General features: G+C 59.4%; 29 protein-coding genes. 11 read left to right on the top strand and 18 right to left on the bottom strand.

Features of this window, described 5'->3' with window-relative positions:
- Positions 1-38: 38 nt before the first annotated feature.
- From fabF to BMZ24_RS03480, 7 genes are all read right to left on the bottom strand, one after another.
- Positions 39-1,280, bottom strand: a complete 1,242-nt coding sequence (fabF, locus tag BMZ24_RS03510) for a beta-ketoacyl-ACP synthase II (RefSeq protein WP_092189288.1) — start codon at positions 1,278-1,280, stop codon at positions 39-41.
- 112 nt (positions 1,281-1,392) lie between these two features.
- Entirely contained in the window at positions 1,393-1,623 is a 231-nt protein-coding gene (acpP, locus tag BMZ24_RS03505; protein ID WP_012805281.1) for an acyl carrier protein, read from the bottom strand.
- A gap of 44 nt (positions 1,624-1,667) precedes the next feature.
- Positions 1,668-2,411, bottom strand: a complete 744-nt coding sequence (fabG, locus tag BMZ24_RS03500) for a 3-oxoacyl-[acyl-carrier-protein] reductase (RefSeq protein ID WP_092189286.1) — start codon at positions 2,409-2,411, stop codon at positions 1,668-1,670.
- 55 nt (positions 2,412-2,466) lie between these two features.
- The gene (locus BMZ24_RS03495; RefSeq protein ID WP_092189284.1) at positions 2,467-3,456 is read right to left on the bottom strand and encodes a beta-ketoacyl-ACP synthase III; all 990 of its coding nucleotides are present in this window, start codon (positions 3,454-3,456) and stop codon (positions 2,467-2,469) included.
- Between the two features lie 48 nt (positions 3,457-3,504).
- Positions 3,505-4,572, bottom strand: coding sequence for a phosphate acyltransferase PlsX (gene plsX / locus BMZ24_RS03490; RefSeq protein WP_092189282.1), 1,068 nt, complete (start codon positions 4,570-4,572; stop codon positions 3,505-3,507).
- Positions 4,565-4,744, bottom strand: a complete 180-nt coding sequence (rpmF, locus tag BMZ24_RS03485) for a 50S ribosomal protein L32 (RefSeq protein ID WP_012805285.1) — start codon at positions 4,742-4,744, stop codon at positions 4,565-4,567. Before rpmF ends, plsX begins: the two co-directional genes overlap by 8 nt.
- Positions 4,745-4,770: 26 nt before the next feature.
- Complete coding sequence (locus BMZ24_RS03480) at positions 4,771-5,301, bottom strand: YceD family protein (protein WP_092189280.1); 531 nt, start codon at positions 5,299-5,301, stop codon at positions 4,771-4,773.
- A 195-nt stretch (positions 5,302-5,496) separates the two neighbouring features.
- Between BMZ24_RS03480 and rpmB the strand changes: the two genes are divergently transcribed.
- Entirely contained in the window at positions 5,497-5,697 is a 201-nt protein-coding gene (rpmB, locus tag BMZ24_RS03475) for a 50S ribosomal protein L28 (RefSeq protein ID WP_092189278.1), read from the top strand.
- 60 nt (positions 5,698-5,757) lie between these two features.
- On the opposite strand, the gene BMZ24_RS03470 is transcribed toward rpmB, so the two are convergent.
- From BMZ24_RS03470 to BMZ24_RS03445, 6 genes are all read right to left on the bottom strand, one after another.
- On the bottom strand, positions 5,758-6,354 hold the full coding sequence (locus BMZ24_RS03470; protein WP_092189276.1) for a superoxide dismutase: 597 nt from the start codon (positions 6,352-6,354) through the stop codon (positions 5,758-5,760).
- 162 nt (positions 6,355-6,516) lie between these two features.
- Positions 6,517-7,725, bottom strand: coding sequence for a THUMP domain-containing class I SAM-dependent RNA methyltransferase (locus BMZ24_RS03465; RefSeq protein WP_244150273.1), 1,209 nt, complete (start codon positions 7,723-7,725; stop codon positions 6,517-6,519).
- Between the two features lie 2 nt (positions 7,726-7,727).
- Positions 7,728-9,122: a glutamate--tRNA ligase gene (gene gltX / locus BMZ24_RS03460; protein WP_092189554.1), complete on the bottom strand. Its 1,395-nt coding sequence runs from the start codon at positions 9,120-9,122 to the stop codon at positions 7,728-7,730.
- A 134-nt stretch (positions 9,123-9,256) separates the two neighbouring features.
- Positions 9,257-9,478 (bottom strand): NifU family protein, encoded by a 222-nt coding sequence (locus tag BMZ24_RS03455; protein ID WP_092189274.1) that lies wholly within the window; start codon positions 9,476-9,478, stop codon positions 9,257-9,259.
- Positions 9,479-9,526: 48 nt separating this feature from the next.
- The gene (locus tag BMZ24_RS03450; protein ID WP_092189272.1) at positions 9,527-9,877 is read right to left on the bottom strand and encodes a ferredoxin-thioredoxin reductase catalytic domain-containing protein; all 351 of its coding nucleotides are present in this window, start codon (positions 9,875-9,877) and stop codon (positions 9,527-9,529) included.
- The gene (locus BMZ24_RS03445) at positions 9,877-10,131 is read right to left on the bottom strand and encodes a glutaredoxin family protein (RefSeq protein ID WP_012805293.1); all 255 of its coding nucleotides are present in this window, start codon (positions 10,129-10,131) and stop codon (positions 9,877-9,879) included. The genes BMZ24_RS03450 and BMZ24_RS03445 overlap by 1 nt, the downstream gene beginning before the upstream one ends.
- Positions 10,132-10,292: 161 nt before the next feature.
- Here BMZ24_RS03445 and BMZ24_RS03440 point away from each other — a divergent pair, with 161 nt between their 5' ends.
- Positions 10,293-11,219 (top strand): NAD-dependent epimerase/dehydratase family protein, encoded by a 927-nt coding sequence (locus tag BMZ24_RS03440; RefSeq protein WP_092189270.1) that lies wholly within the window; start codon positions 10,293-10,295, stop codon positions 11,217-11,219.
- A 21-nt stretch (positions 11,220-11,240) separates the two neighbouring features.
- Here the strand turns inward: BMZ24_RS03440 and rarD are convergent, their stop codons facing one another.
- Together rarD and mtgA are read right to left on the bottom strand one after the other, a co-directional pair.
- Complete coding sequence (gene rarD, locus BMZ24_RS03435) at positions 11,241-12,122, bottom strand: EamA family transporter RarD (RefSeq protein WP_092189268.1); 882 nt, start codon at positions 12,120-12,122, stop codon at positions 11,241-11,243.
- Between the two features lie 53 nt (positions 12,123-12,175).
- Positions 12,176-12,937 (bottom strand): monofunctional biosynthetic peptidoglycan transglycosylase, encoded by a 762-nt coding sequence (mtgA, locus tag BMZ24_RS03430; protein WP_244150272.1) that lies wholly within the window; start codon positions 12,935-12,937, stop codon positions 12,176-12,178.
- Positions 12,938-13,048: 111 nt separating this feature from the next.
- On the opposite strand from mtgA, the gene BMZ24_RS03425 reads away from it, so the two are divergent.
- Together BMZ24_RS03425 and fumC are read left to right on the top strand one after the other, a co-directional pair.
- On the top strand, positions 13,049-13,654 hold the full coding sequence (locus tag BMZ24_RS03425; RefSeq protein ID WP_092189264.1) for a nitroreductase family protein: 606 nt from the start codon (positions 13,049-13,051) through the stop codon (positions 13,652-13,654).
- 23 nt (positions 13,655-13,677) lie between these two features.
- A complete protein-coding gene (fumC, locus tag BMZ24_RS03420; RefSeq protein WP_092189262.1) occupies positions 13,678-15,078 on the top strand; it encodes a class II fumarate hydratase in 1,401 nt (466 codons plus the stop codon).
- 68 nt (positions 15,079-15,146) lie between these two features.
- Here the strand turns inward: fumC and BMZ24_RS03415 are convergent, their stop codons facing one another.
- Genes BMZ24_RS03415 through BMZ24_RS03405 form a run of 3 tightly spaced genes read right to left on the bottom strand, consistent with a single transcriptional unit; the run spans position 15,147 to position 17,631 of the window.
- The gene (locus tag BMZ24_RS03415) at positions 15,147-15,908 is read right to left on the bottom strand and encodes a glycosyltransferase family 2 protein (protein ID WP_092189260.1); all 762 of its coding nucleotides are present in this window, start codon (positions 15,906-15,908) and stop codon (positions 15,147-15,149) included.
- Positions 15,901-16,536, bottom strand: coding sequence for a dTMP kinase (tmk, locus tag BMZ24_RS03410; protein WP_092189258.1), 636 nt, complete (start codon positions 16,534-16,536; stop codon positions 15,901-15,903). The genes BMZ24_RS03415 and tmk overlap by 8 nt, the downstream gene beginning before the upstream one ends.
- 9 nt (positions 16,537-16,545) lie before the next feature.
- Entirely contained in the window at positions 16,546-17,631 is a 1,086-nt protein-coding gene (locus tag BMZ24_RS03405) for a 3'-5' exoribonuclease YhaM family protein (protein WP_092189256.1), read from the bottom strand.
- Positions 17,632-17,879: 248 nt separating this feature from the next.
- Here BMZ24_RS03405 and BMZ24_RS03400 point away from each other — a divergent pair, with 248 nt between their 5' ends.
- The 7 genes from BMZ24_RS03400 to gap are packed head-to-tail and all read left to right on the top strand — an operon-like array spanning position 17,880 to position 23,474.
- Positions 17,880-18,224, top strand: coding sequence for a 4Fe-4S dicluster domain-containing protein (locus tag BMZ24_RS03400; protein WP_092189254.1), 345 nt, complete (start codon positions 17,880-17,882; stop codon positions 18,222-18,224).
- Positions 18,175-19,353 carry a 2-oxoacid:acceptor oxidoreductase subunit alpha gene (locus tag BMZ24_RS03395; RefSeq protein WP_425266260.1) on the top strand — a complete coding sequence of 393 codons (1,179 nt, stop codon included), beginning with the start codon at positions 18,175-18,177 and terminating at the stop codon, positions 19,351-19,353. The genes BMZ24_RS03400 and BMZ24_RS03395 overlap by 50 nt, the downstream gene beginning before the upstream one ends.
- 2 nt (positions 19,354-19,355) lie before the next feature.
- Complete coding sequence (locus tag BMZ24_RS03390) at positions 19,356-20,192, top strand: 2-oxoacid:ferredoxin oxidoreductase subunit beta (protein WP_092189250.1); 837 nt, start codon at positions 19,356-19,358, stop codon at positions 20,190-20,192.
- Positions 20,185-20,796, top strand: a complete 612-nt coding sequence (locus tag BMZ24_RS03385) for a 2-oxoacid:acceptor oxidoreductase family protein (protein WP_092189248.1) — start codon at positions 20,185-20,187, stop codon at positions 20,794-20,796. The genes BMZ24_RS03390 and BMZ24_RS03385 overlap by 8 nt, the downstream gene beginning before the upstream one ends.
- Positions 20,754-21,515 carry a 5'/3'-nucleotidase SurE gene (surE, locus tag BMZ24_RS03380; protein WP_092189246.1) on the top strand — a complete coding sequence of 254 codons (762 nt, stop codon included), beginning with the start codon at positions 20,754-20,756 and terminating at the stop codon, positions 21,513-21,515. The genes BMZ24_RS03385 and surE overlap by 43 nt, the downstream gene beginning before the upstream one ends.
- A gap of 21 nt (positions 21,516-21,536) precedes the next feature.
- Positions 21,537-22,460: a class II fructose-1,6-bisphosphate aldolase gene (fba, locus tag BMZ24_RS03375; protein WP_092189244.1), complete on the top strand. Its 924-nt coding sequence runs from the start codon at positions 21,537-21,539 to the stop codon at positions 22,458-22,460.
- Between the two features lie 18 nt (positions 22,461-22,478).
- Positions 22,479-23,474: a type I glyceraldehyde-3-phosphate dehydrogenase gene (gene gap / locus BMZ24_RS03370; RefSeq protein ID WP_092189241.1), complete on the top strand. Its 996-nt coding sequence runs from the start codon at positions 22,479-22,481 to the stop codon at positions 23,472-23,474.
- The last annotated feature ends 103 nt before the right edge of the window (positions 23,475-23,577 follow it).

Genomic DNA, 23,577 nt, shown 5'->3' with positions numbered 1-23,577 from the left:
GTCTCCACTCTGTTGAGCCGCGCTGTGGCGGCAAATCGTTATTTGAAACTGCGCAGGATAACGGAGGCATTGGTGCCGCCGAATCCAAACGAGTTGCTGATGCCGTATTCCAGGTCCATTTCCCTGCTGGCACCCGGCGTGTAATCCAGGTCGCAGTCCGGGTCCGGGGTGTCCTGATTGATTGTCCCGGGAATAATGCCCGTGGTCAGGCTCATGGCCGTGAATACTGCCTCGGCACCGCCGGCAGCGCCAAGCAGGTGCCCGATCATGCTCTTGTTGGCGGTGATGGGCATCTTGTAGGCGTGAGCGCCGAAGACGGCCTTGATGGCCTTGGTTTCGGTCTTGTCGTTGAGCTTGGTCGATGTGCCGTGCGCATTGACGAAGGTGATTTGTTCCGGTGCCAGTTCGGCATCCCGCAGGGCGCACTTCATGGCCTGGGCCATGCCCGTGCCGGACTCTTCGGGAGCGGCGATGTGGTATGCGTCTCCGGAAGCCCCGTAGCCGACTACCTCTGCGTAGATTTTGGCTCCGCGCGCCTTGGCGTGTTCAAGCTCTTCAAGCATGAGCAGGCCCGCACCCTCGCCGATGACGAATCCGGTGCGGTCGGCGTCAAAGGGACGGCTGGCCTTTAGCGGTTCGTCGTTGCGGGTGGACAGGGCCTTCATGGCCGTGAAACCGGACACGCCCATGGGCGTGATCGTCGACTCCACGCCGCCGGTGATGCAGGCCTTGACCCGGCCAAGCTTGATGTCGGAATACGCATAGCCGATGGCGTGCGTGGCCGAGGCGCAGGCCGAGGTAGTGACCAGGTTCGGGCCCTTGGCGCCGGTGTGGATGGAGATCTGCCCCGAAGCCATGTTCGCGATGAGCATGGGTATGTAGAAGGGGGAAATCCTGCCCGGACCGGATTTGAGCAGCTTGCTGTGGAAGTCCTCGATGGTGGACAAACCGCCGAGTCCGCAGCCCAGGAGCACGCCCACTTCGGGGGCCATGGTTTCATCCATGACCATGGCGCAGTCTTCCATGAGTTGCTTGCCGGCAGCCACGGCGATCTGGACAAAACGGTCCATGCGCTTGGCATCCTTGACCCCGACATAATTCGTCGGATCGAAATTTTTCAGTTCCCCTGCGATCTTCGTGTCGAACTCGGAACAGTCAAAGAGAGTGATGGGACCAATGCCGCAGACTCCGCCGACAAGGTTGGTCCAGCTCTCTTCAAGGGAATTGCCAATGGGGGTCATGGCCGCAAGGCCTGTAACGACAACGCGTTTTCCAATCATGATCTTCTCGAAAAGTTAGGACTTGCAAGGCGAAACGTTCCGCCCGGCTGTGCATGAAAAAAAAGGTACCCCAGACGGACCGGGGTACCGTGTCATGGCGACGATACGGGTCCTAGGACTTGGACTTGATATAGTTGATGGCGTCCTGGACGGTGGCGATCTTCTGTGCGTCTTCGTCATCGATTTCGATGTCGAATTCTTCTTCCATGGCCATGATCAGTTCGGTCAGGTCCAGGGAATCGGCGCCCAGGGACTCCACAAAGGAGGACTCAAGCTTTACTTCTTCCGCGGAAACGCCCAGCTGTTCGACCACCAGTTCTTTGACTTTTTCTTCAATAGACATTTTAATCCTCCAAAGTGTGTATTCGTACGTAAAGTGGAATCAGGCTACAGATACATGCCGCCATTGATTCCGAGCACCTGACCGGTGATGTATTCAGCCTGGTCGGATGCCAGATAGGCCACGGCGTCGGCGATGGTTTGCGCCGAACCGAGGCATCCCAGAGGAATGCGTTCGAGATATTTTTCCCGCACGTCCTGGGGGAGAGTTTCAGTCATGTCGGTCTCGATGAACCCCGGCGCGATGGCGTTGACGGTGATGCCGCGCGAGCCAAGCTCAAGTGCGGCGGCCTTGGTCAGCCCGATGAGGCCGGCCTTGGACGCGCAGTAGTTGGCTTGTCCGGCATTGCCCATCTGCCCCACGACGGAGGAAATATTGACGATGCGCCCTTTTCGCTGCTTAAGCATGATCTTGGCTGCCTGTTGCAGGCAGACGAAGGCTCCGGTCAGGTTGATCTGGATCACCTGTTCCCACTGCTCGCGCTTCATGCGCATGATCAGGCCATCCTTGGTGATGCCGGCATTGTTGACCAGGAGTTCAAGGCTGACCTTGTCCTTGATCTGCGCGGCAAAAAAATCGGCCACGGCGTCCCAGTCGCTGGCGTCGAGTTGAAAGCCCCGGGCCGCGCCGCCAGCGGCCGCGATTTCGGCGCACACTGCTTCAGCCAGTTCCGGTCTGCTTACGTAGGTGAAATAAACCTGGTACCCCAAGCCTGCAAGTTTTTTTACGATCGCCTTGCCGATCCCTCTTGTGCCGCCGGTGACCAAGGCGGTCCTGACCAGTTCGCTCATGATTGACCTCGTGGTTTGCTTGAAATGTGCGAATTGAGTGGTTACTCAACGACCACTAAAATTGCAACAAGGCCGATGCCCAGGTAAATCCGCCGCCAAAGGCCGTGAGCAGGACTTTCATGCCGGGCTGGATGCGGCCGCTGGCCACGGCTTCGGTCAGGGCGATGGGTATGGAAGCTGCGGAAGTGTTTCCGATCCGGTCGACATTGACGTAGATTTTTTCCGAGTCCACGTTCAATTTTTTTCCGATGGCTTCGATGATCCGGATATTGGCCTGGTGGGGGATGATGAGGTCGATGTCGTCCGTGGTCAGCCCGTTTTTCTCGAGCAGATTCGCGGAAATTTCCACCATGCAGCGTACGGCGTGCTTGAAGACGTCGCGTCCGTTCATTTCTACAAAATATTCCGGTCCGATGGTCTGGCCAAGGACCGGTTTGCACGCCGAGCCGCCACCGTGGACGGTCAGGAGGCTGCCCACGGAGCCGTCGGCCTTGAGCATGGCGTCGATGACCTTGACGCGTCCGGGGTTTGCCTGCCCGGTGACGATGGCCGCGCCCGCCCCGTCCCCGAAGAGCACGCAGGTGGTGCGGTCCTCGAAGTTGAGGCGCGAGGTGGTCACTTCACTGCCGACGATCAGGATCTTGGCGTCCGGGTACATGCAGGTGTAGGCCCTGGCAGTCTCCAGGCAATACAGAAAGCCGGAGCAGGCCGCGGCCAGATCGAAGGCCGGGATGCCCTTGAGACCCAGCATGTCTTGCAGCAGGCAGGCAGTGCTGGGCAGGTTGTAGTCTCCGGAAAATGTACCCACAAAAATATGCGTGAGGTCCTGGGCGGTCATTCCCGCGTTTTCCAGGGCATTGCATGCGGCATGGTAAGCCAGGACGGAGCAGGGCTCGTCGGCCTGGGCGAAATGTCTGGTTGCGATGCCGGTGCGCGTGCGAATCCATTCGTCGGAAGTGTCGACGATATGTTCCAGATCAGAATTCGTTACGAGTGTCCGGGGCAGGTGCAAGCCCAGTCCCGAAATGAAGCACGGTGAAGACATGAGAGGATTCCTACATTCCCTTGAGGGGGGCTGCGTCACGTTGCAAAGCTAAAGGCCCGAGGCTTCCTGCTTGAGAGCGGAGGCCTTGCCGGTCCGGGAGAATAGGCTCAGTTCCGTGTTGGCGTGCAGGCCCTCCACGAGGTAGTCGTTGGCCTTTTTTTCGACGAAAATGGCGGCTTGTTGCAGTGCGGTGGTGATGGCCCGCGCGTTGGATTTGCCGTGGCAGACAATGGCGATGCCGTTCAGGCCAAGTATGGGCGCGCCGCCGTATTCGGCGTAGTCGATTTTTTTGGCGAAACGTTTGAAGGCGGGCAGTGCGATGAGCGTTCCAAGACGCGACCAGATTGACTTCTTGAGCTCAGTCTTGAGCATGGAAGCCAAGGCCGAGCCCAGTCCTTCGCTCAGCTTCAGGGCCACGTTGCCGACGAAACCGTCGCAGACGATGACATCGGTCTCGCCGGTGAAGACGTCACGGCCCTCGACGTTGCCGACAAAATTGAGAGAGGAGCCCTTCAGCAAGGTAAAGGCGTCCTTGGTCAGGCTGTTGCCTTTGCCTTCTTCCTCTCCGATGCTCAAGATGCCGACTTTCGGACTGGGTATGTCCAGCACGCAACGGGCCAGCACTTCGGCCATGAGGCCGAACTGGACCAGATTGTACGGCTTGCAGTCCGCGTTGGCGCCCACGTCAATGAGCACGATGGGTTTTTTGAGGGTTGGCATGATGGAGGCCAGCGCCGGTCTGTCCACGCCGCTTATGCGCCCGAGGATGAACATTCCGCAGGCCAGGGCCGCTCCGGAGTTTCCGGCAGTGACCACTCCATGGGCCCGGCCTTCACGCACAAGGCGAAAGGCCACCTGCATGGAGCTGTCCTTCTTGCGCCTGAGCACATCAGAGGGCTTTTCTGCCATGCCGGCCACCTGGGTGGTGTGCACGATTTCGAAACGCACGTCCGCATGGGCGTGCCTGTCCAATTCCTTGCGGATGGACGGTTCGTCGCCCACAAGGATGAGCCTGACCCCAGTCTCACGGGCAGCCGCGAGGGAGCCCGGAATGTTTATTTCCGGGCCGAAGTCTCCCCCCATGGCGTCCACGGCGAGACAGATGTCTTTAGGCATCTGCAGCCTTGGTGTACTGGCGTCCCTTGTATTTGCCGCAACCGGGGCAGATGCAGTGGGACAGGCTGGCTTCGCCGCATTCGCAGTACACGACGTTGGGGATGGCGACGTGGTCATGGGAACGACGCATGTTTCTTCTGGACTTGGATGTTTTCTTCTTGGGCAATGGCATGATGGCACCTCTATCTTGAAAGCGATCTAATTGGTTTTGATTTTAAGGCCTTGCAACGCTCTGGCCAAGGGCGATTGGCTGTCCGGGTTGCTGCAGGCGCATGATTCCAGGTTCCTGTTTTTTCCGCATTGCGGGCATAGCCCCAAACACGTGTCGGCGCAAAGTATTTTTTCGGGCAGGGCCAGCAGGAATTCTTCCCACAAAAGGCCCGCCGCGTCCAACTCCCAGCCTGTGTCGATGTTGCGCAGGTGGCTGGGCTCGTCATCGATCAGGTCCACGTCCTCGTGGGCTTCAAAGGTGTCGAAGTCGTGATCGATGACCACTTCGGCATCTTCAAGGCATCGGTGACACACGGTTCTGACGGTGCCGCCGATATGGCCCTGAATCAGGTATCCGTCCGGCTGGGGGACGATGCTCAGCGTGGCCGAGAGAGGCGTGACGACTTCCATGTCATAGTGGAACTCCTGCCAGAGCTCACGCCAGACGTCCTGGTCGTCAAATGAAAATTCCCGACCTTGTGCCGGGAGATTCGTCAGTCCAATCCAATGTTCAACCATGTGTGCACCTCGAAACGGGACGTGTATATGGGGATTCTTTTTCCTGTCAAGGATTTTTACTTGCCATCCCCGGCGTCCGGATATATGGGTCCAAATTCCTCTGGCGGCAAATCATGATCATGGCCGGCCGGAAAGTCTCGGAGCTGCCAGGCCATGACAGCTTAAGATATCAAAGCACTATTTTAGGAGGACGTTATGTCAAAAGTTTGCGATATTTGCGGGAAGGGCCCTCAGGTCGGCAACAATGTCAGCCATGCCAACAACAAGACCAAGCGGCGCTTCATGCCCAATCTTCAGTCTGTCCGCGCTCAGCTGAAGTCCGGCGAAGTGAAGCGGATGAAGGTCTGCACCCAGTGCATTCGTTCCGGTGCCGTGAACAAGCCTGCAGTCAACTAGGCTTCCCCGTTTTTCAACAAAAAAGGCGACCATGAGTCGCCTTTTTTGTTGCCTGCCGTCCTACTTGGCCAACTGTTGGTTGACAAACTCCCAGTTGACCAGCTTGTCCAGAAAATCCTGCAGATAATCGGCCCGTCGGTTCTGGTAATCAAGGTAGTATGCGTGCTCCCAGACATCGGCGGTGAGCAGGGCCTTGGCGCCATGCACCATGGGCGTGTCGGCGTTGCCGGTCTTCATGATCTCGAGCTTCCCATCCTTTTCCACCAGCCAGGCCCATCCGCTTCCAAACTGGGTCATACCGGCTTCCTTGAAGGCCTTGGCGAAATTTTCGTAGTTGCCGAATGCCTTGTCGATGCCTGTCGCCACGGCTCCGGTGGGTGCTCCGCCACCGCCGGCCTTCATGCAGCGCCAGTAGAAAGAGTGGTTCCAGACTTGGGCCGCGTTGTTGAAAATGCCTGCCTTGGAGGGATCGCCCGCCGTGGCCATGACAATTTCCCGCAGCGTCTGTCCTTCGAAATCCGTGCCCGCGATCAGCTTGTTGGTGTTGTCGATGTAGAGCTGATGGTGTTTGCCATGATGAAAGTCAAAGGTCTTGGCGCTGATGCACGGGCTTAAAGCGTCCTTGGCGTAGGGGAGATCCGGGAGCACGAAGATCATACAAGCCTCCTATTTAATGTATAGAACGTGATGCCAATCCGAGCGCGATTCCTGCCCGGAGAGCGGGCAGGGCGTGGAAATTGGAAGGTAGTTCAAAGTGAATCAATGACAGTAATCTGTCAACAGGAGGACGCGAAAATGTGTGCTCACTTCGAGGCGTGATCAGTACAGGACAAACTTGGCCAGGCGGCCGTCAAGGCCACCGTTCTTGAGGGGTTTTTTCCATTCCGGCTTCAGGCCGATGCATTTGAGCCAGGCCCTGTCCCCGAAGTAGACGTACGCCGTGGAGCCGGAGCACTGCCGCTTCAGGTGGTCTCCGAACATCTTGAACCACGGGGCCATGTCATCGCTTTTGCCCAGCCGGATGCCGTAGGGGGGATTGCAGATGATGGTCGTGCCGGTCATGTCGCTCCGCTCGAAAAAGTCCCGGCGTCCGACGATCACCTCATCCCCGCCGGGCAGCCTGGACATGTTGGTCCGCGTGGCTTCCACCGCGACGGGGTCGATGTCGCTTCCGCGCAGGTCGGCTTCAAGCTCCACGGTGGTTTCGGCGGCGAGTTCCAGATCCCAGAGCCGGGGGTTGAAATCAGGCAGCCGGTTGAAGCCGAATTTGCGGCGCAGCAGTCCGGCCGGCAGGTTGGTGGCATGCATGAAGGCTTCGCACAGAATGGTCCCCGAACCGCAGAGTGGATCAATGAGGGGGGATTTGCCGTCCCAGCCGCTCATGCGGATAATCGCCGCCGCCACGGTTTCGTTCATGGGCGCTTCCACGCTTTGCACGCGGTAGCCGCGCCGGTGCATGGACCCGCCGGAGACGTCAAGGCTGATCGTGCCCACGTCTTCGTGGATGTGCAGATGCAGCCACAGGTCCGGGTCGCGGGGGTCGACGCTGGGCCTTATACCCGTGTGATCCCGGAACCAGTCCGCCACGGCGTCTTTGAGTTTCAGGCCCGCGTACTGGGAATGGCCGATGGCGCTCTTGGAGACGTTGGCGAAGATGGCGAAAGTCTGGTCCGCGTTCAGAAAGTCCGTCCAACGGATGGCCATGCCTGCGTTGTATAGATCCTGGTCCGCCGGGCATGCGAAACGCGCCAGCGGAGCCAGAACGCGCGAGATCAGCCGCGCGCGGTAAACGATGCGGTAGAGAGTCCGGGCAGAGGCCTTGAAGTGCACGTAGCGAAAGCCGCATACGCAGTCGGTGGCCCCGAGTTCCTGCAGTTCGGTCTGGGCCAGATTCTCGATGCCGTCCGCCACTTGGGCGGTATAGGTGTTGTGAAGCTGATAGTCGTACATGGAGTGGACCTTGTGGACGAGATGGACGAGGTGGACTCGTCCGGCAGGTCTGGAAAAGGCCCGGTTTCCCGGGCCCATGATTACAGGGTCAGGGCCTTGCGGAAACGTTCCAGGGTGCGCTCGCGCCCAAGAACTTCCATGGTTTCAAAGAGGCCCGGGCTCATGGTCGTGCCGGTGATGGCCACACGAATGGGCTGGGCCAGCGCCTTGAACTTGAGGCCTGTCTCTTCCAGATAGGCGTTCACCATTTCTTCGAGGCCCTTGTGGTCAAAGGCCGGCAGCGCTTGCATGCGTTCGGCCAGGACAGCAAGATGCTCCCGTGTTTCGGGAGTGAGGAATTTGGTCACCGCCGCCTCGGCGTACGGCAGGCTCTGGGCATCATGCAGGAAAAAAGTCGCCTGCTCAGCCATTTCCTTGAGGGTCTTGGCCCTGGACTGGAAAAGGGGCACGATGGCCTCAAGATAGTCCCGTGCCGGTTCAAAGTCCGTGGTCTGCCGGATCATTTCGTCCAGCAGGCCCGCGAGCCTTGGCACATCGCCGATCTTGATGAAGTGGCTGTTGGTCCAGTTGAGCTTGTCCATATCAAAGACCGAGGCCGATTTGCCAAGGCCGTCAAAGGAGAATTTCTCCAGCAGTTCGGCCATGGTGAAGAGCTCGTCATCACCGTGAGACCAGCCCAGACGCACCAGATAACTGAGCATGGCCTCGGGCAGGTAGCCAAGATCCCTGTACATCATGACCGAGGTCGCGCCGTGGCGCTTGCTCATCTTTTTCTTGTCGGGGCCAAGGATCATGGGCACGTGGCCGAACTTGGGCAGCGGAAAGCCCAGCGCCTCGTAGATGAGGATTTGCTTGGGTGTGTTGTTCTGGTGGTCGTCGCCACGCAGGACGTGGGTGACGCCCATGAGCGCATCGTCCACGACCACGGCCATCTGATAGATGGAGGAGCCGTCGGCCCGGCGGATGATGAAATCGTCCATTTCCTGCACATCCCAGGCGATGGGACCCTTGACGGTGTCGTCAAAAACCACCTTGCCCGAAAGGGGAGTCTTGAAGCGGACCACCCGCCCCGGACCGGGCCCAAGACCCAGCTCCCGGCACTTGCCGTTGTATTTGGGTTTGAGTCCCGCGGCGCGGGCCGTCTCGCGCATCTCTTCAACTTCTTCGGGCGTACAGGAGCAGTAGTAGGCCTTGCCCGTTTCCACGAGCTTGTCCACGTAGCTGTTGTAGAGGTCGCCGCGCTCGCTCTGAAAATAGGGGCCTTCGTCGAAATCAAGGCCCAGCCAATGCATGGCGTCAATGATGGCGTCGGTCATTTCCTGGGTCGAGCGGGCCTGGTCCGTGTCCTCGATGCGCAGGATGAACTTGCCGCCGTTCTGGCGGGCGTACAGATAATTGAAAAGCGCCGTGCGGGCGCCTCCGATATGCAGATACCCCGTGGGACTGGGGGGAAAACGGGTCACTATTTGAGTCATGTTGCTCTTCCAAAAAAAACGGCGAAAAAACGCCGGCTGGTCCCGCACCCGGACCTTTCGGCCTGGCGGTGTGGGATGAGTGTTGCGTTTGAAATATGCGGCCGGATTTTTTCCGGTCGGACGGCCTGGTCCGGCTAGACGGCTTCGACGGCCTTGACGCCGGGGACCATCTTCTTGACGGCGCGTTCGATGCTGCTCTTGAGCGTCATTTGCGACATGGGGCAGCCCTTGCAGGCTCCGGTCATGCGCACCTGCACGATGCCGCTGGGCAGAATGTCCACCAGTTCAACGTAGCCGCCGTCGGCCTGCAGAATTGGGCGCACGGTATCGAGCGCCTTTTCGACCTGGTCTCGCATGGCTTGCTCCGGGGCTGGCGCATCGGAAACAGCGTCAGCCGATCTCGATCATTCTTCGAAAAGAAGGCCCGCCATCAGTTTCTCAGGATCGCGCCGTTCGGGAACGGTTTCCTGGGGGATGCTTCCTTCGTTCCATTCCTTGGAAACGTAAAGCCCGCAGTAACAGGCTCCGAATTCGGCCACATCGGGTTCGCGGTACACGCAGGGGCAGAGAATGTCCTGATCCAGTTCGCGCTTGCCCGAAGCCAGGCGGCAGGGGCAGGCCATGTAGCCATATCGTTCGCGGTTGATCAGCAGACTTTCCATGAGGTCAAGAACAAACGCCTTGTCCTTGTTGAAGAAATAGCCTTTGGCTTCCTGCAGGGGCCGCAGTTTTTCGTAAAGTTCTTCGGGAGTCATCATCTCTCCAGCGCTTCTTTGATCTGATCCTGTTTGAACCCGACAATGGCTTCCTCGTCCACGAGCAGGGTCGGAAAGGACAGCTTGGGATTGATTTTCTTGATGGCTTCGATGATCTGCTTGCGCTCATCGCCTTCGAGCTTGTCGACAAAGACGCAGTCGTATTTGGCGCCGCAGTCGTCGAGGTATTCTTTGGTTTTCTTGCAATGAATGCAGGTGCTTAAGGCGTAGAGTGTGATGGCTTTGTCAGGCATGGATCCTCCTTGCTATGTCGTGGGCGTTGCGATAGCCCTTGGCCGTCTCTTTGATTGGGATGCTATAAAGATTAATCGCCCCGCCGTCCACGCCGGGATGGGGGGCTTGGTGCAAGGGTTTTGTGATTTTAGCTGGTCCGTGCCGTTGAGGGGAGCATTGAATGGATATCCTGGTTTTTGGTGGCGCCGGTTTTATCGGCAAACACCTTTGTTCGCGTTTGGTCCGCCAGGGGCATCGAGTGCGTGCTTTCAACAAGCCGCCTTGCTCCGGAAATTGGCCCGATATCGCTGGCGTCGAGTGGTTGCCTGGAGATTTCACCAATCCGGTGGAGACGGCTTCTGTCCTGGATGGGGTAGAGGTCATCTTCCATCTTGTCAGCACGACGTTGCCAAAAAGCTCCAATGACGATCCCGTCCTCGACCTGAAGGAAAATGTAGCGAGTACCCTGCATCTTCTTGACAGCGTTATTAAGATTAAGAGGCCGCCGAAGATTGTTTTTATCTCATCCGGAGGAACAGTCTACGGTATCCCTAAGCAAATTCCGATATCCGAAAATCATCCCACAGATCCAATCTGTGCTTATGGAGTCGGTAAACTTTCCATTGAAAAATATTTACTTTTATATCGCTATCTTCATAATCTTGACTATCGCGTTTTGCGGATGGCAAATCCCTATGGGGAATACCAGCCAGTTCATTCAGGGCAAGGTGTTATTCCGGTTTTTTTGAATAAAGCGTTGAAAGGAGATGTTCTGGAAATTTGGGGTGATGGATCAGTCATACGAGACTACATTTACATTGGTGATGCCATAGATGCTGCGATCAAGACCATGAATTATGAAGGAGATCAAAGAATATTCAACGTCGGTAGCGGTCGTGGATATAGTCTGAATGATCTGATTCATATGATCGGCGAACTGCTTGAGCAGCGAATTGCCTGTCACTATTTTCCCGCGAGGCCTTTTGACGTACCTGTCAACGTTCTTGATATCACTCTTGCAAAAAACGAATTGGATTGGTCCCCTGGCACACCATTGCATGTCGGACTGCGAAAGATGCTGACATACATGAAGAGCTGCCTGGATTAAAGGGGCAAATCAGATACTCGATTATTGCTTGGGTGGACGGGTTGCATGGCCTATCCACCAGCGCTCCAGCCAGAACAGCAGCACCGCCAGCCAGACCATGCTGAATCCCGTGAACTGGGTGCGGGAGAAGGGTTCGTGGTACATGAAGACGCCGATCAGGAACTGGATGGTCGGTGCGATGTATTGCAGGATGCCGATCATGGACAGCGGGATGCGATGCGCGGCGGCTGCGAACATGACCAGGGGCGCGGTGGTGACCACGCCCGCGCCCATGAGCAGCAGGTCCGAGCCGACGCCTGCATGCAGGAACGCGCCCACGCCCGAGAGTTCGCTCCAGCCAAGCCAGGCCAGGGCGGGGGCGAGGAGCAGGCCCGTCTCCAGGGTCAGGCCTTCAAAAGCGCCGAGCGGCGCCTTTTTTTTGACCAGCCCGTAGAGGCTGAAGGTCACGGCCAGGGTCAAGGCGATCCAGGGCAGGCGGCCGTAATCGAAGGTCAGGTAGATCACGCCCGCCGCGGCCAGTCCCAGGGGGGCCCATTGCAGGGGCCGCAGCCTCTCGCGCATGAAGAAGACGCCAAGCAGCACCGAGAGCAGCGGATTTATGAAATACCCAAGGCTCGCCTCCACGATATAGCCCGCGTTGACGCTCCAGACATAGATGAACCAGTTCACGCCAATGAGCAGGCTGGCCAGGACATAGCTGCCCCACACCGAAGGGCACAGGCTGCTGCGTAATCTGGCGATGCGCCGGGTCAAGACCAGAAAGATAGCCAGGACCACGAAGGACCAGGTGATGCGATGGCAGAGTAGCTGGGCTGTGGGCACGTGGCCCAGAAGCTTCCAGTAGATGGGCAGCATGCCCCAGCTGGCGTAGGCTCCGATGGCGGCGAGAATCCCCGGGTTCATGCTGCTTTCCCCTTGGCGGAACGGATGGAGGACATGAGTGACCTCTGTGGCGTCTAGCGCCAGTCTATGTGGTTTGGTCCGAGCTGCTTCATCTGGGTTTGCACCCATTGCGCCCTTTGCCGTAGATAGGAAGACGGGCGGGCCGCCGAAAATCTTTTTGGATTCGGGAGCACCGAGGCCAGAAGCGCGGCCTCGCGGGTGGTCAGTCCGGCCGGAGTCTTGCCGAAGAACCGTTTGGCCGCGGCTCCCACGCCGTAGGTGCCGTCACCGAATTCGGCGATGTTCAGATACACTTCCAGAATTCTATCCTTGGACCAGAGAAGTTCGATCAGCACCGTGAGGCCTGCTTCCAGGGCCTTGCGGACATAGCTGCGCCCGGACCACAGAAAAAGGTTTTTGGCCGTCTGCTGGGAGATGGTGCTCGCCCCACGGACTCCCTGACTTTTTTTGTTGTGCTCCACGGCCCGCGCGATGGCATCGACGTCGAAGCCGAAATGGTTCGGGAAGTTCTGATCTTCCGCCGCCACCACGGCCAGCGCCATGTGCCTCGGGATGCGCCGCATGGGCGTCCATTCATGCATTACGGCGGGACCGGAGGCCATGCCCAGCATCCGTTCCACCTGGCTGGTGATTATGAAGGCGCTGGTGGGCGGCGGCACGAAGCGCAGGATCAGGATGACGGCCACGATTCCCGGCAGAATCCAGCCGGCGACTTGCAGGACGCGGCGAAGCGCCCCCCCTGATGCGGCGTGCTTCTTTGCGGCTGTGCGCGGCTGGGCGCGCCGGGGGCTGGAAGTGGTTGTCTTGCGTGCCATGTTGGAGCTAGTGAATTTGAAGTGAAGGGCGGCGTACCCGGCCACCGCTTGTGCGCCGGTGTCATGCCAAAGTCAATCCGCCTTGCGATCCGTTAAACAAAGGACGAGTACATGAATCATAGCCACAATGAAACTCTGGCCACCATCCACGCACGGCACAGCATCCGTCAGTTCGCGCCGCGCGACCTGTCCGAGGACATGGTCATGGCCATGCTCGACGCCGCCAATCAGGCTCCTTCGGCGCACAACCGTCAGTCCTGGAAGTTCGTCATCCTGGAAGGGGAGGCGAGGAGCAATCTGGCCGAGCTGGTCTCTTCGGCATCCAAGACATTCCAGAAACCGGCCTCGTCGCTCTTGCGCATGGCCGCACGCAGCATCGCCTCGGCTCCGGTGACCATCGCCGTGATCAACACCGGCGACCTGATAAGTCATGGTACGGAGCTTTTTCATGTCGATCGGGAGATGGGTTTTGACTTCTTCCGCACCATGGAGATCCAGAGCTCGGCCGCGGCCGTGGAAAATCTGCTTCTGGCCGCTACGTCCATGGGGCTTGGAGCGGTGTGGCTTGGCATCCTGTACCTGATCAAGGACGAGATTCTGACCTTTCTGCAGGAGCCCAAGGGGGAGTTCATGGCCGTCATTCCCGTGGGTCATCCCGTGCGGCCGACCCAGGGGCCGAACAAGAAGCCGCTTCAGAACGTGATCAAGAAAATCTGAACTTCGCAAAGGGGGAAGGGCGCATGGTGAAAACGCGTATCGAGACCGACAGCATGGGGCCAATCGAGGTGCCGGAGGATCGCTATTGGGGCGCGCAGACCCAGCGCTCCCTGAAGTACTTCCGCATTGGCGGTGACCTCATGCCAGGGGAGATCATTCACGCCTTGGGCATCCTGAAGCTTGCCTCGGCGCAGGCCAATATGGAGCTTGGCAAGTTGCCCCTTCGCCTGGCCGAACCAATCATGGCGGCCTGCCGTGAGGTCGTGGACGGGAAACTGGCCGGGAATTTTCCCCTGCATGTCTGGCAGACGGGCAGCGGCACCCAGACCAACATGAACGTGAACGAGGTCGTCGCGAACCGGGCCATCGAGCTGCTCGGCGGGACGCTTGGCAGCAAGACGCCAGTGCATCCCAACGATCACGTCAACATGTCCCAGTCATCCAACGACACCTTCCCGGCGGCTATGCACATCGCGTCGGCCCTCATGCTCACGGGCGAGGTGATTCCAGCCGTGACGGCCATGCATGGCGAGCTGGAGCGCAAGGCCAGGGAGTGGGACGGCATCGTCAAGATCGGGCGCACCCATCTGCAGGACGCCGTGCCCATGACCCTCGGTCAGGAGTTTTCGGGGTACGCGGCCCTGCTGGAGGACAATCTGGAGCGGCTGCGCGGCTGCCTGCCGCATCTGTATCGGCTGGCGCTGGGCGGGACGGCGGTGGGCACGGGCCTGGGCGCGCACCCGGATTTCGCCCGTGTGGCCACGGCCGGGATTGCCGGGCTGACGGGGCTGCCCTTCGTGCCCGCCCCGAATTTCTTCGCGGCCCTCTCGGCCCACGACGCGGTGGTCATGACTTCGGGAGCCCTGAAAACTCTGGCCGGTTCGCTGATGAAGATCGCCAACGACATCCGCTGGCTGGCCTCGGGTCCGCGCGCGGGGCTGGGCGAGCTGATCCTGCCTGCCAACGAGCCCGGCTCGTCCATAATGCCCGGCAAGGTCAACCCGACCCAGTCCGAGGCCATGACCATGGTCTGTGTGCAGGTCATGGGGCTGGACGTGGCGGTGGGCATGGCCGGCTCCCAGGGCAATTTCGAGCTTAATGTATTCAAGCCCGTCATGATCTTCAACCTGCTGACGAGCATGCGCCTTTTGACCGATGCCTGCGCGAGCTTCACCGTCTACGCGCTGGCTGGCCTTGCGCCCGACGAGACGGTCATTGCCAGACATGTCGGGAATTCGCTCATGCTGGTCACGGCCCTCTCACCGGTCATGGGCTACGACAAGGCCGCCGAGGTGGCGCACAAGGCGCATGTGGAGGGCACAACCCTGAAGGAGGCTTGTCTTGCGCTCGGTTATCTGGACGGGGACGCCTTCGACAGCCTGGTCCGGCCTCTGGATATGGCCAGACCCCACGGCATCGGGTGAACCGGCGCGCAGCTCACACGCTTGCGCCGGACCCGGGTCATGGTGTTGAATGATTTAACAATACGGTATTATTCTGTTTTTTTACCGCCAAGCTCCGCCAGCCGGATATACTTCTGGAAGGCGTAGAAAAACGAGTTGACCGCCAGCACGAATCCGGCCTTGCCGTCCAGAAATCCCCGCCTGAAGAAATAGATCTTCATGAACCTGGCCAGCCCGTGGCCGATCGCCGTGGCCACGCCCGCCCGCTTGCCCTTGGCGTGCATTTCTTCTGCGGCGATCTGCGTGTAGTAGTTTATCTTTTCCACATGCTGCTTCAGGTTTTCGTAGGGATAGTGGATGATGTCTCCGGCCAGGCGCCGGGTCTTCCCTTTTGTTTCAAACCCGTAGTGCGGCCCGGAGACATGCACGCCCGTGTCGGCCAGCTTGAAGACGCGGGGCAGCAGGTCCGGATACCAGCCGCTGTGGCGCAGGAAGCGGTCGAAATAGTAGGACGTGCGTGGGCAGAGAAAGGCGCTCATGTCCGCAGGGTCCCGGAGCGCCTGGATAACGGACGCCCGCAGCTCATCGGACAGGATCTCGTCCTGGTCCAGGGAGACCACCCAGGGCGTGGCGATGTGTTCGAAGGCGAGCTCGAATTGCTTTTTGGGCCCGGGCCAAGGGTTGACCAGCACCTGGGCTCCGTGGGCGGCGGCGATGTCCGCCGTTGCGTCCGTGCTGCCGGAGTCAACGACCAGGATCCGGTCGCAGAAATCCAGGGACGCGAGGCATGCGTCGAGATGTCTTGCCCCGTTCAGGGTCAGGATCAGGCCTGTCACTTCCGGCTTAGCCAAGGCCTTTCTCCTCCAGTCCGCGCAGGATGGACTCGAACACGGCGTCCGGATTGCGGCCCGCGTCCACGACCAGGAAGCGGCCCCGGTGCAGTGCGGCCCAGGTCAGATAGCCTTCGCGGATGCGGGTGTGAAAGGCCATGCTCTCGGCTTCGAAACGGCCCTCGGTGGCGGTCTTGTTGTCCAGCATGTTGCGGGTCAGGGCGCGCTTCAGGCCGATCTCCGGCTCCACGTCCAGAAGGATCGTCATGTCCGGCCAGAGTCCTTGCACGGCCACGTCGTTCAGGTGATGCAGAAGGCTCGGGTCAAGGCCGCGTCCGTAGCCCTGATAGACCACGGTGGAGTCGGCGAAGCGGTCGCAGATCACGGTCCTGCCGTCTTCCATGGCTGGCCGGATGACCGAGGAGACGTGCTGGGCGCGGTCGGCCAGATACAGGAAAAGCTCGCTGGTTGAAGACAGGTCGCTGTTCTTGGGATCGAGCAGAATGCGCCTGAGTTCCTTGCCCAGACGACTGCCGCCGGGTTCAAGAGTGTGCAGTACATCGTGTCCCTGCCGCACGAAATGTTCGATGAGCTTTTTGCACTGCGTGGATTTTCCGCAGCCCTCCATGCCTTCAAAAGTAAGAAACATGCTTCCTCCCTACTGGTTGCCGGATGTTGGAGTGATGCCCATGGCTTTTAAAAGGGGCGATTCCTCGGATTTGGGCGTCGCCTTTTTGGGCGTTTTGGGCTGCGGTTCCGGCGCCGTGGTCGCGACCGGCGTGCGCATGGGCTGGTAAAGGTAGCGGCCAAGAGTGCGGTGGTATTCGCTCCAGCCGCCGATTTCCTCGCCGTCGGGTGCGGTCAGGGCTCCGTGAACGGTGTTGATCTTGGCGTCCAGATTGTCCGCGTAGTGCAGGATGAAGGCCTCGGCGGTCTGGGGCAGGCAGGGTGAACCGAAGGCCAGTTCGCCATGATGGGCGACGATGAGGTGCTTGAGGTGCATGGACAGTTCTTCAGGCAGGTCCTTGGTCTTGCGCAGAAAAGGCTCCAGGACCTCCAGCCCGATCTGGATGTGTCCCAGCAAGCGTCCGGCATCGGTGTATTCGCGGCTTATGCCATGCGAGAGCTCGAAGGCCTTGCCCAGATCGTGGAAAAGGGCGGCCACGAGCAGGATTTCCCTGTCGATTCCCGGATAGAGCCGGGACAGGGCGCTGCAGATGCGCATGATGGCCAGGGTGTGCTCAAGGAGCCCTCCGGCATAGGCGTGATGGATGGACTTGGCTCCGGGCGCGCTCAAGAGGGATGCGCGGATATGATCGTCGTGCAGCACGCTCCTGCACAGGGCCTTCCATGGTTTGAAAGTCAGTTCGGCGCCGAGGAATTCTTCCATTTCACGAAGAAGGTCCTCGGGAGGAATGGCGGAGGACGGTAGAAAGTCGGTCAGGTCCAGGCCCGCTTCACGCGGATCGATGACGGCCATGTCGTTTATGTTCATCTGCAACTGGTCCTTGAAAGAGGCCACCTGCCCGTTCACGGCCACGAATTGTTCCGCCTGCAAGGCTTCGAATTGCTGGCTCTGGGGGTACCAGATCCTGGCCTCGATATTGCCGGTGCGGTCGGTCAGGGTCAGTTGCCAGTAGGGGCCGTTCTTGGCTTCCTTGCGCTGGGCCTTGGACAGGGCAAACACTTCGGAAATCGAATTTCCTTCAGCCAAATCGCGTACGTATGTTTTTTTGTGCTTCATTAAGTTGCTATTCCTGCATGCATGAGGTAATGGCGCAAACGAAGGCGAGGTCGATATTTTCTAAGATAATTGGGCAGTTGCACAATATTCAAATGACTTTCGCGTGCTCGTTTCCCACTTCGTCTACAGGCAAGTTTTCAGCTTTGGCAAGAGGCCGGACGTATCCGGCCGGATTGACGACCAGAATTGGCGGGGCGTGTCCTTTTTTCATACCCACGAAAGAAACCCCAACACTTTATCGAGCGGTTATGTCCAAAAAGAAAGGTCAAGCAAAGGTGACGATTTATCCGGATTGGTGTAAGGGCTGCGGGATATGCGCGGCTTTTTGCCCGTCCAAGGTGCTCGAACTCTGGCCGGACGGCAAGGCACATGTGGTGCGAGAGGAAGACTGCGTGAATTGCGGATTCTGTGAGCTGCATTGCCCGGATTTCGCTATCTCCGTTACCCCCAGGGAGATCAGCCGCAGGAAGACCGATGCGTTCGATGCCTCCAAGGGCGGGCCTTTGGACCCGTCCGCGGGCACCGACCCGGGTCCGGAGGAGAATGTTGGAACACCTAACCGGGAAGACGAACATGGCGACAAAAAAGCGTAAGAAAACGGAAATATTCGCCCTCGGCAACGAAGCGGTGGTCGAAGGCGCACTCCTGGCAGGCTGCAACTTCTATGCGGGCTACCCCATAACCCCGTCCACGGAAATCGCCGAGGTCATGTCCGCAAGGCTGCCCCTGGTCAAGGATGGGGTGTTCATCCAGATGGAGGACGAGATCGCCAGCATGGGCGCCATCATCGGCGCGTCCCTGGCCGGTCGCAAGGCCATGACCGCGACTTCCGGCCCTGGCTTCTCCCTCATGCAGGAGAATCTTGGCTACGCGTGCATGACCGAGGTGCCTCTGGTCGTGGTCAACGTCATGCGCGGGGGGCCAAGCACCGGTCTGCCCACCAGTCCGGCCCAGGGCGATGTGCAGCAGGCCCGCTGGGGCTGTCACGGAGACCATCCCATCATCGTCCTTTCGGCCAGCGACGTGCAGGAATGTCTGGAAATGACCGTCGTGGCCTTCAATTTCGCCGAAAAATACCGCACGCCCGTCATCCTGCTTCTCGACGAGATCACGGCCCACACCCGGGAAAAGATCTCCATTCCCGGCCCCGAGGATTTTGAGATCCTGGCCCGCGTGACCCCGTCCATGCCGCCGGAGTGGTACGTTTCCTACGAGGAGACCATGCGCGGGGTTCCGGCCCTGCCGCCCCTTGGCTCCGGATACCGCTTCCATGTCACGGGCCTGACCCATGACCAGAACGGATTTCCGACCTCAAAGCCCGACGAGGTCAAGGCGCTGATGCATCGGCAGTTCCGCAAGATCGACCAGTTCTTCTACGACATCCAGCTTTTCGACGAGGTCAACTGCGAGGATGCGGAAGTGGTCGTTCTGGCGTACGGTTGCGTGGCCCGTTCGGCCGAACTTGCCGTGCACATGGCCCGCGAACGCGGGGTCAAGGCCGGACTCCTGAAGCTCAAGACCCTTTTCCCCTTCCCCAAGACGGCGGTGCAGGCCCTGGCACGGCAGTGCAAGGCGCTCATCGTGCCCGAGATGAACATGGGGCAGATCTCGCGCGAGGTGAAGCGGGTCAACAACGGCCTGACCCACATCATTACCAACAACCGCGTTGACGGCCAGATCATCACTCCCTCGGAAATCTTCAAAAATATCATGCAGGCGTGACCATGGCACAGGTAACACAACTCATTCACGACTATCTCAGGCATAACAAGAAGTTTCCCCATGTCTACTGCGCGGGCTGCGGCCACGGTATCGTGCTCGGCTCCCTCATCCGCAGCGTGCATCGCCTGGGCTACGCCAAGGACGATGTCGTGCTCGTGGCCGGCATCGGCTGCTCCGGGCGCATGGCCGTGTACGTGGACTTCAATACCGTGCATACCACTCACGGCCGGGCCCTGACTTTCGCCACGGGCATCAAGATGGCCAACCCGGCGCTCAAGGTCATCGTGGTCATGGGCGATGGCGACGCCATGTCCATCGGCGGCAACCATCTCATCCACGCCGCCAGGCGCAACATCGGTCTGACGGCGCTGGTGCTCAACAACAACATCTACGGCATGACCGGCGGCCAGGCATCGCCGACCAGCCCCGAGGGGACCGTCTCCGCGACGTCTCCTTTCGGCCAGCTCGAACGCAGCTTCGACATCGTGGACATGGCCATGGCCAGCGGCGCCAGTTACGTGGCCCGCGGCACGGTCCTGCACGCCAACATGCTCGACGGCCTCATCTCCGACGCCCTGGAGAAACCGGGTTTTAACCTGGTCGAGATCCTGACTCCCTGCCATACCCAGTATGGTCGCAAGAACAAGTTCAAGACCGTGGTGGACATGTACCAGTGGTATAAGAAAAACACCGTCAAACTTGATCGTTATGCCCAGCTCGCTCCGGAAGAGAAACCCAAATTCACGCCCATAGGCGTGTTCAGGGACGAGATGCGGCAGGGTCTGGAAGTGCGTTATGAGGAACTGCGCAACAAGCTTCAGGAGCAGCGAAATGCCTAAGCAGCACGAACTGAATCGATTTGAGATACGGCTTTCCGGAACGGGCGGCCAGGGTATCCTGACCCTGGGCAAGATCATGGGCCAGGTGCTGGCCATCGACCACGGCTTTTACGTCACGCAGACCCAGAGTTACGGCCCCGAGGCCCGGGGCGGAGCGAGCCGGGCCGATCTGGTCATAAGTTCACACAGAATCAGCTATCCAAAGCCCGTGAATCTTGACATGCTCGTGGCTCTCAGTCAGGAGGCCTGCAACCTGTATTTTCGCAACCTGAAGCCGACCGGCTTCCTGTTGGTCGATACATCGCTCGTGACACAGACCCCCTCCAACATATATTGGGGCCTGCCGTTCACGAACATGGCCCGGGACAGGATCGGCATGCCTCAGACGACCAACATCATCTGCCTTGGGGCGCTGAGTCATTTTCTGCCGTTCATGAATTTCGCCAACGTGAAAAAGGCCCTGGCATCGGTCCTGCCGGCCAAGATCCTGGACGTGAACGTCAAGGCTCTGACCCTAGGGCACAGTCAGGCCAAGAAACTTTATCCGGACGCACCCGAAAAATGGACATTCTTCTCACCAATGACGATGGAATCAGAGCAGTAGGACTGCGCGCCCTTTACGGCGCCTTGATCAAGGCCGGACACAGGGTGCACGTGGCTGCACCCATGACCGAGCAGAGCGCGGTGGGGCATTCGGTGACCCTGTTTTCTCCACTGAGGGTCAAGCAGGTGGAGGAAACAGGGTTTTCCGGCCTTGGCATTTCCGGCACACCGGCGGATTGCGTCAAGCTGGCTCTCAGCCACCTTTTGCCCAAACGACCGGACATGATCGTGTCGGGAATCAACTCGGGCGCCAACGTAGGCGTGGACGTGCTCTATTCGGGCACGGTGTCCGCGGCCACCGAAGGCGCTTTGGCGGGCATCCCGGCCATGGCCGTGTCCGTGGACGATTTTCATCCTGAAGAGCTCTCCGCCCAGGCCGAATACGCGGTGCGGATGCTTGACGGGGATTTCTGGTCATCCTTTCCCCGGCACTGCGTGCTGAATCTGAACTTTCCCGCCGGACCGTTTGAAAACGCCAAGGGGCTCAAGGTCTGCAGCCAGACTTCGTCCACCTACCGGGACTGGTACGACGAGAGAAACGACCCCCGGGGCAATCCCTACTACTGGCTGTGCGGGGTCATCCCGCCGGAAAATGTGGAGCCCGAATCGGATCGGGGATATCTGAGCCGAGGTTACATAACCGCGACTCCGTTGACTTTTGATCTGACTCATGCCGGATATCTGGAAGCGTTGACCCGGCATCTGGCCAAGAACGAATAACCGCCTTTCAAGGAGACGATCATGCCCCTGACCACACCCAAGGAAATGTTTGCCCGAGGTTACGCCGAAGGTTTCGCCATCGGTGGTTTCAACGTGAACAACATGGAAATCATCCAGGGTATCATGGAGGCCGGAAACCTCGAAAAATCCCCCCTCATCCTGCAGGTTTCCGCCGGCGCCCGCCGCTATGCCGGCCAGGGGTACATCATCAAGCTCATGGAAGCCGCCCTGGCCGAGAATGATCTGCCGGTCTGCCTGCACCTCGACCACGGCCAGAATTTCGAGATCTGCAAGGAAGTCATCGACGGCGGCTTCACCTCCGTCATGATCGACGGCTCGCACCTGTCCTTCGAGGAAAATATTGCCCTGACCAAGCAGGTCGTGGCCTACGCCCACGATCGCGGCGTGTGGGTCGAGGCGGAGCTTGGACAGCTGGCTGGCGTCGAGGACGACGTGGACGTGGAGCACAGCGTGTACACTAACCCTGACCAGGCCGCCGAGTTTGTCGGCCGCACGGGTTGCGATTCCCTGGCCATCGCCATCGGCACCAGCCACGGGGCCTACAAGTTCGCGGGCGAGGCCAAGCTCGACTTTGACCGCCTGGAGAAGATCAAGGCCCTGCTGCCCGGCTATCCCATCGTGCTGCACGGCGCCTCGTCCGTGCCCCAGGAATTTGTGGACATGGCCAACCAGTATGGCGCCAAGATCGCCGGAGCCAAGGGCGTGCCCGAAGATCTGCTGCGCAAGGCGGCCGCCTCGGCCGTGTGCAAGATCAACATCGACACCGATATCCGTCTGGCCATGACCGCCACCATCCGCAAGTATCTGGCCGAAAATCCGTCACATTTCGATCCGCGTCAGTACCTGCTGGTGGCCAGGGATGCGGTGCGGGACATGGTGGCGCACAAGATCAGGAACGTTCTGGGTTCATCAAATAAAATTTAAGCGGAAGAGGAAAAGAATATGGCTGTCAAAATTGCACTCAATGGTTTCGGTCGCATCGGACGCTACCTTGCCCGCATCATGGCCGGGAACCAGGATGTTCAACTGGTCTGCGTCAACGCCCGTGGCGACAATGAATCCCTTGCATACCTGCTCAAATACGACTCGGTTCACGGCACCTTTGCCGGTGATGTCGAGCCCAACGAGCAGGGTTTTCTGCTGAACGGCAAGCAGGTGCTGGTTACCCGCAATGCCCCGGACGCCTGGGACTGGAAGGGCATCGATATCCTCGTCGAGTCCACGGGCAAGTTCACGGACCGTGAAAGCTGCGAGAAGCATCTGGCCGCCGGCGCCAAAAAGGTGCTCATCTCCGCCCCCGGCAAGAACACCGACCTGACCGTGGTCATGGGCGTTAACGACGGCCTCTACAATCCGGCAGAACACAGGATCATTTCCAACGCCTCCTGCACCACCAATTGCCTGGCTCCGGCAGCCAAGGCTCTGGACGACAATTTCGGCATCAGGCACGGACTCATGACCACCATCCACTCCTACACCATGAGCCAGCGCATGCTCGACGGAACGCACAAGGACATTCGCCGCGGCCGCGCCGGTGCCATGAACATGCTGCCCACGACCACGGGCGCGGCCAAGGCCGTGAGCATGGTCATCCCGGCCCTGGCAGGCAAGCTCGACGGCATGGCCGTGCGCGTGCCCACGCCCAACGTGTCCCTGGTGGACCTGGTCGTGGAAGTGGAGAAGCCGACCACGGTGGCCGAGGTCAACGCGGTCCTGAAGGCCGCGGCCAGCGGTCCCGAGGGCGGAGCCATGGGCTACACGGAAGTGCCGCTCGTTTCCATGGACTACGTCGGCAGCATCTACGGCGGCGTGGTCGATGGCCTGTGCACCTCGGTCATGAACGGAACCATGGTCAAGATCATCGTCTGGTACGACAACGAGGCCGGTTTCACCAACCAGTTGCTGCGCCTGATCAAGCTGGTCGGGGCTTCCATGTGATTCTCTGATTCCGACGCAATTCCAGAACGCCCGGCCTGTCCGGGCGTTCTGCTTTGAAGCGCGGCTTGCAATTCAGCCGCGCCTTTTCTAGTCTCCATTTCCC

It is taken from the genome of Desulfomicrobium norvegicum (genome assembly GCF_900114595.1).
GTDB lineage: Bacteria > Desulfobacterota > Desulfovibrionia > Desulfovibrionales > Desulfomicrobiaceae > Desulfomicrobium > Desulfomicrobium macestii.
The sequence above is the reverse complement of the archived record's forward strand: the minus strand, read 5'-3'. Positions and strand labels throughout refer to the sequence as shown.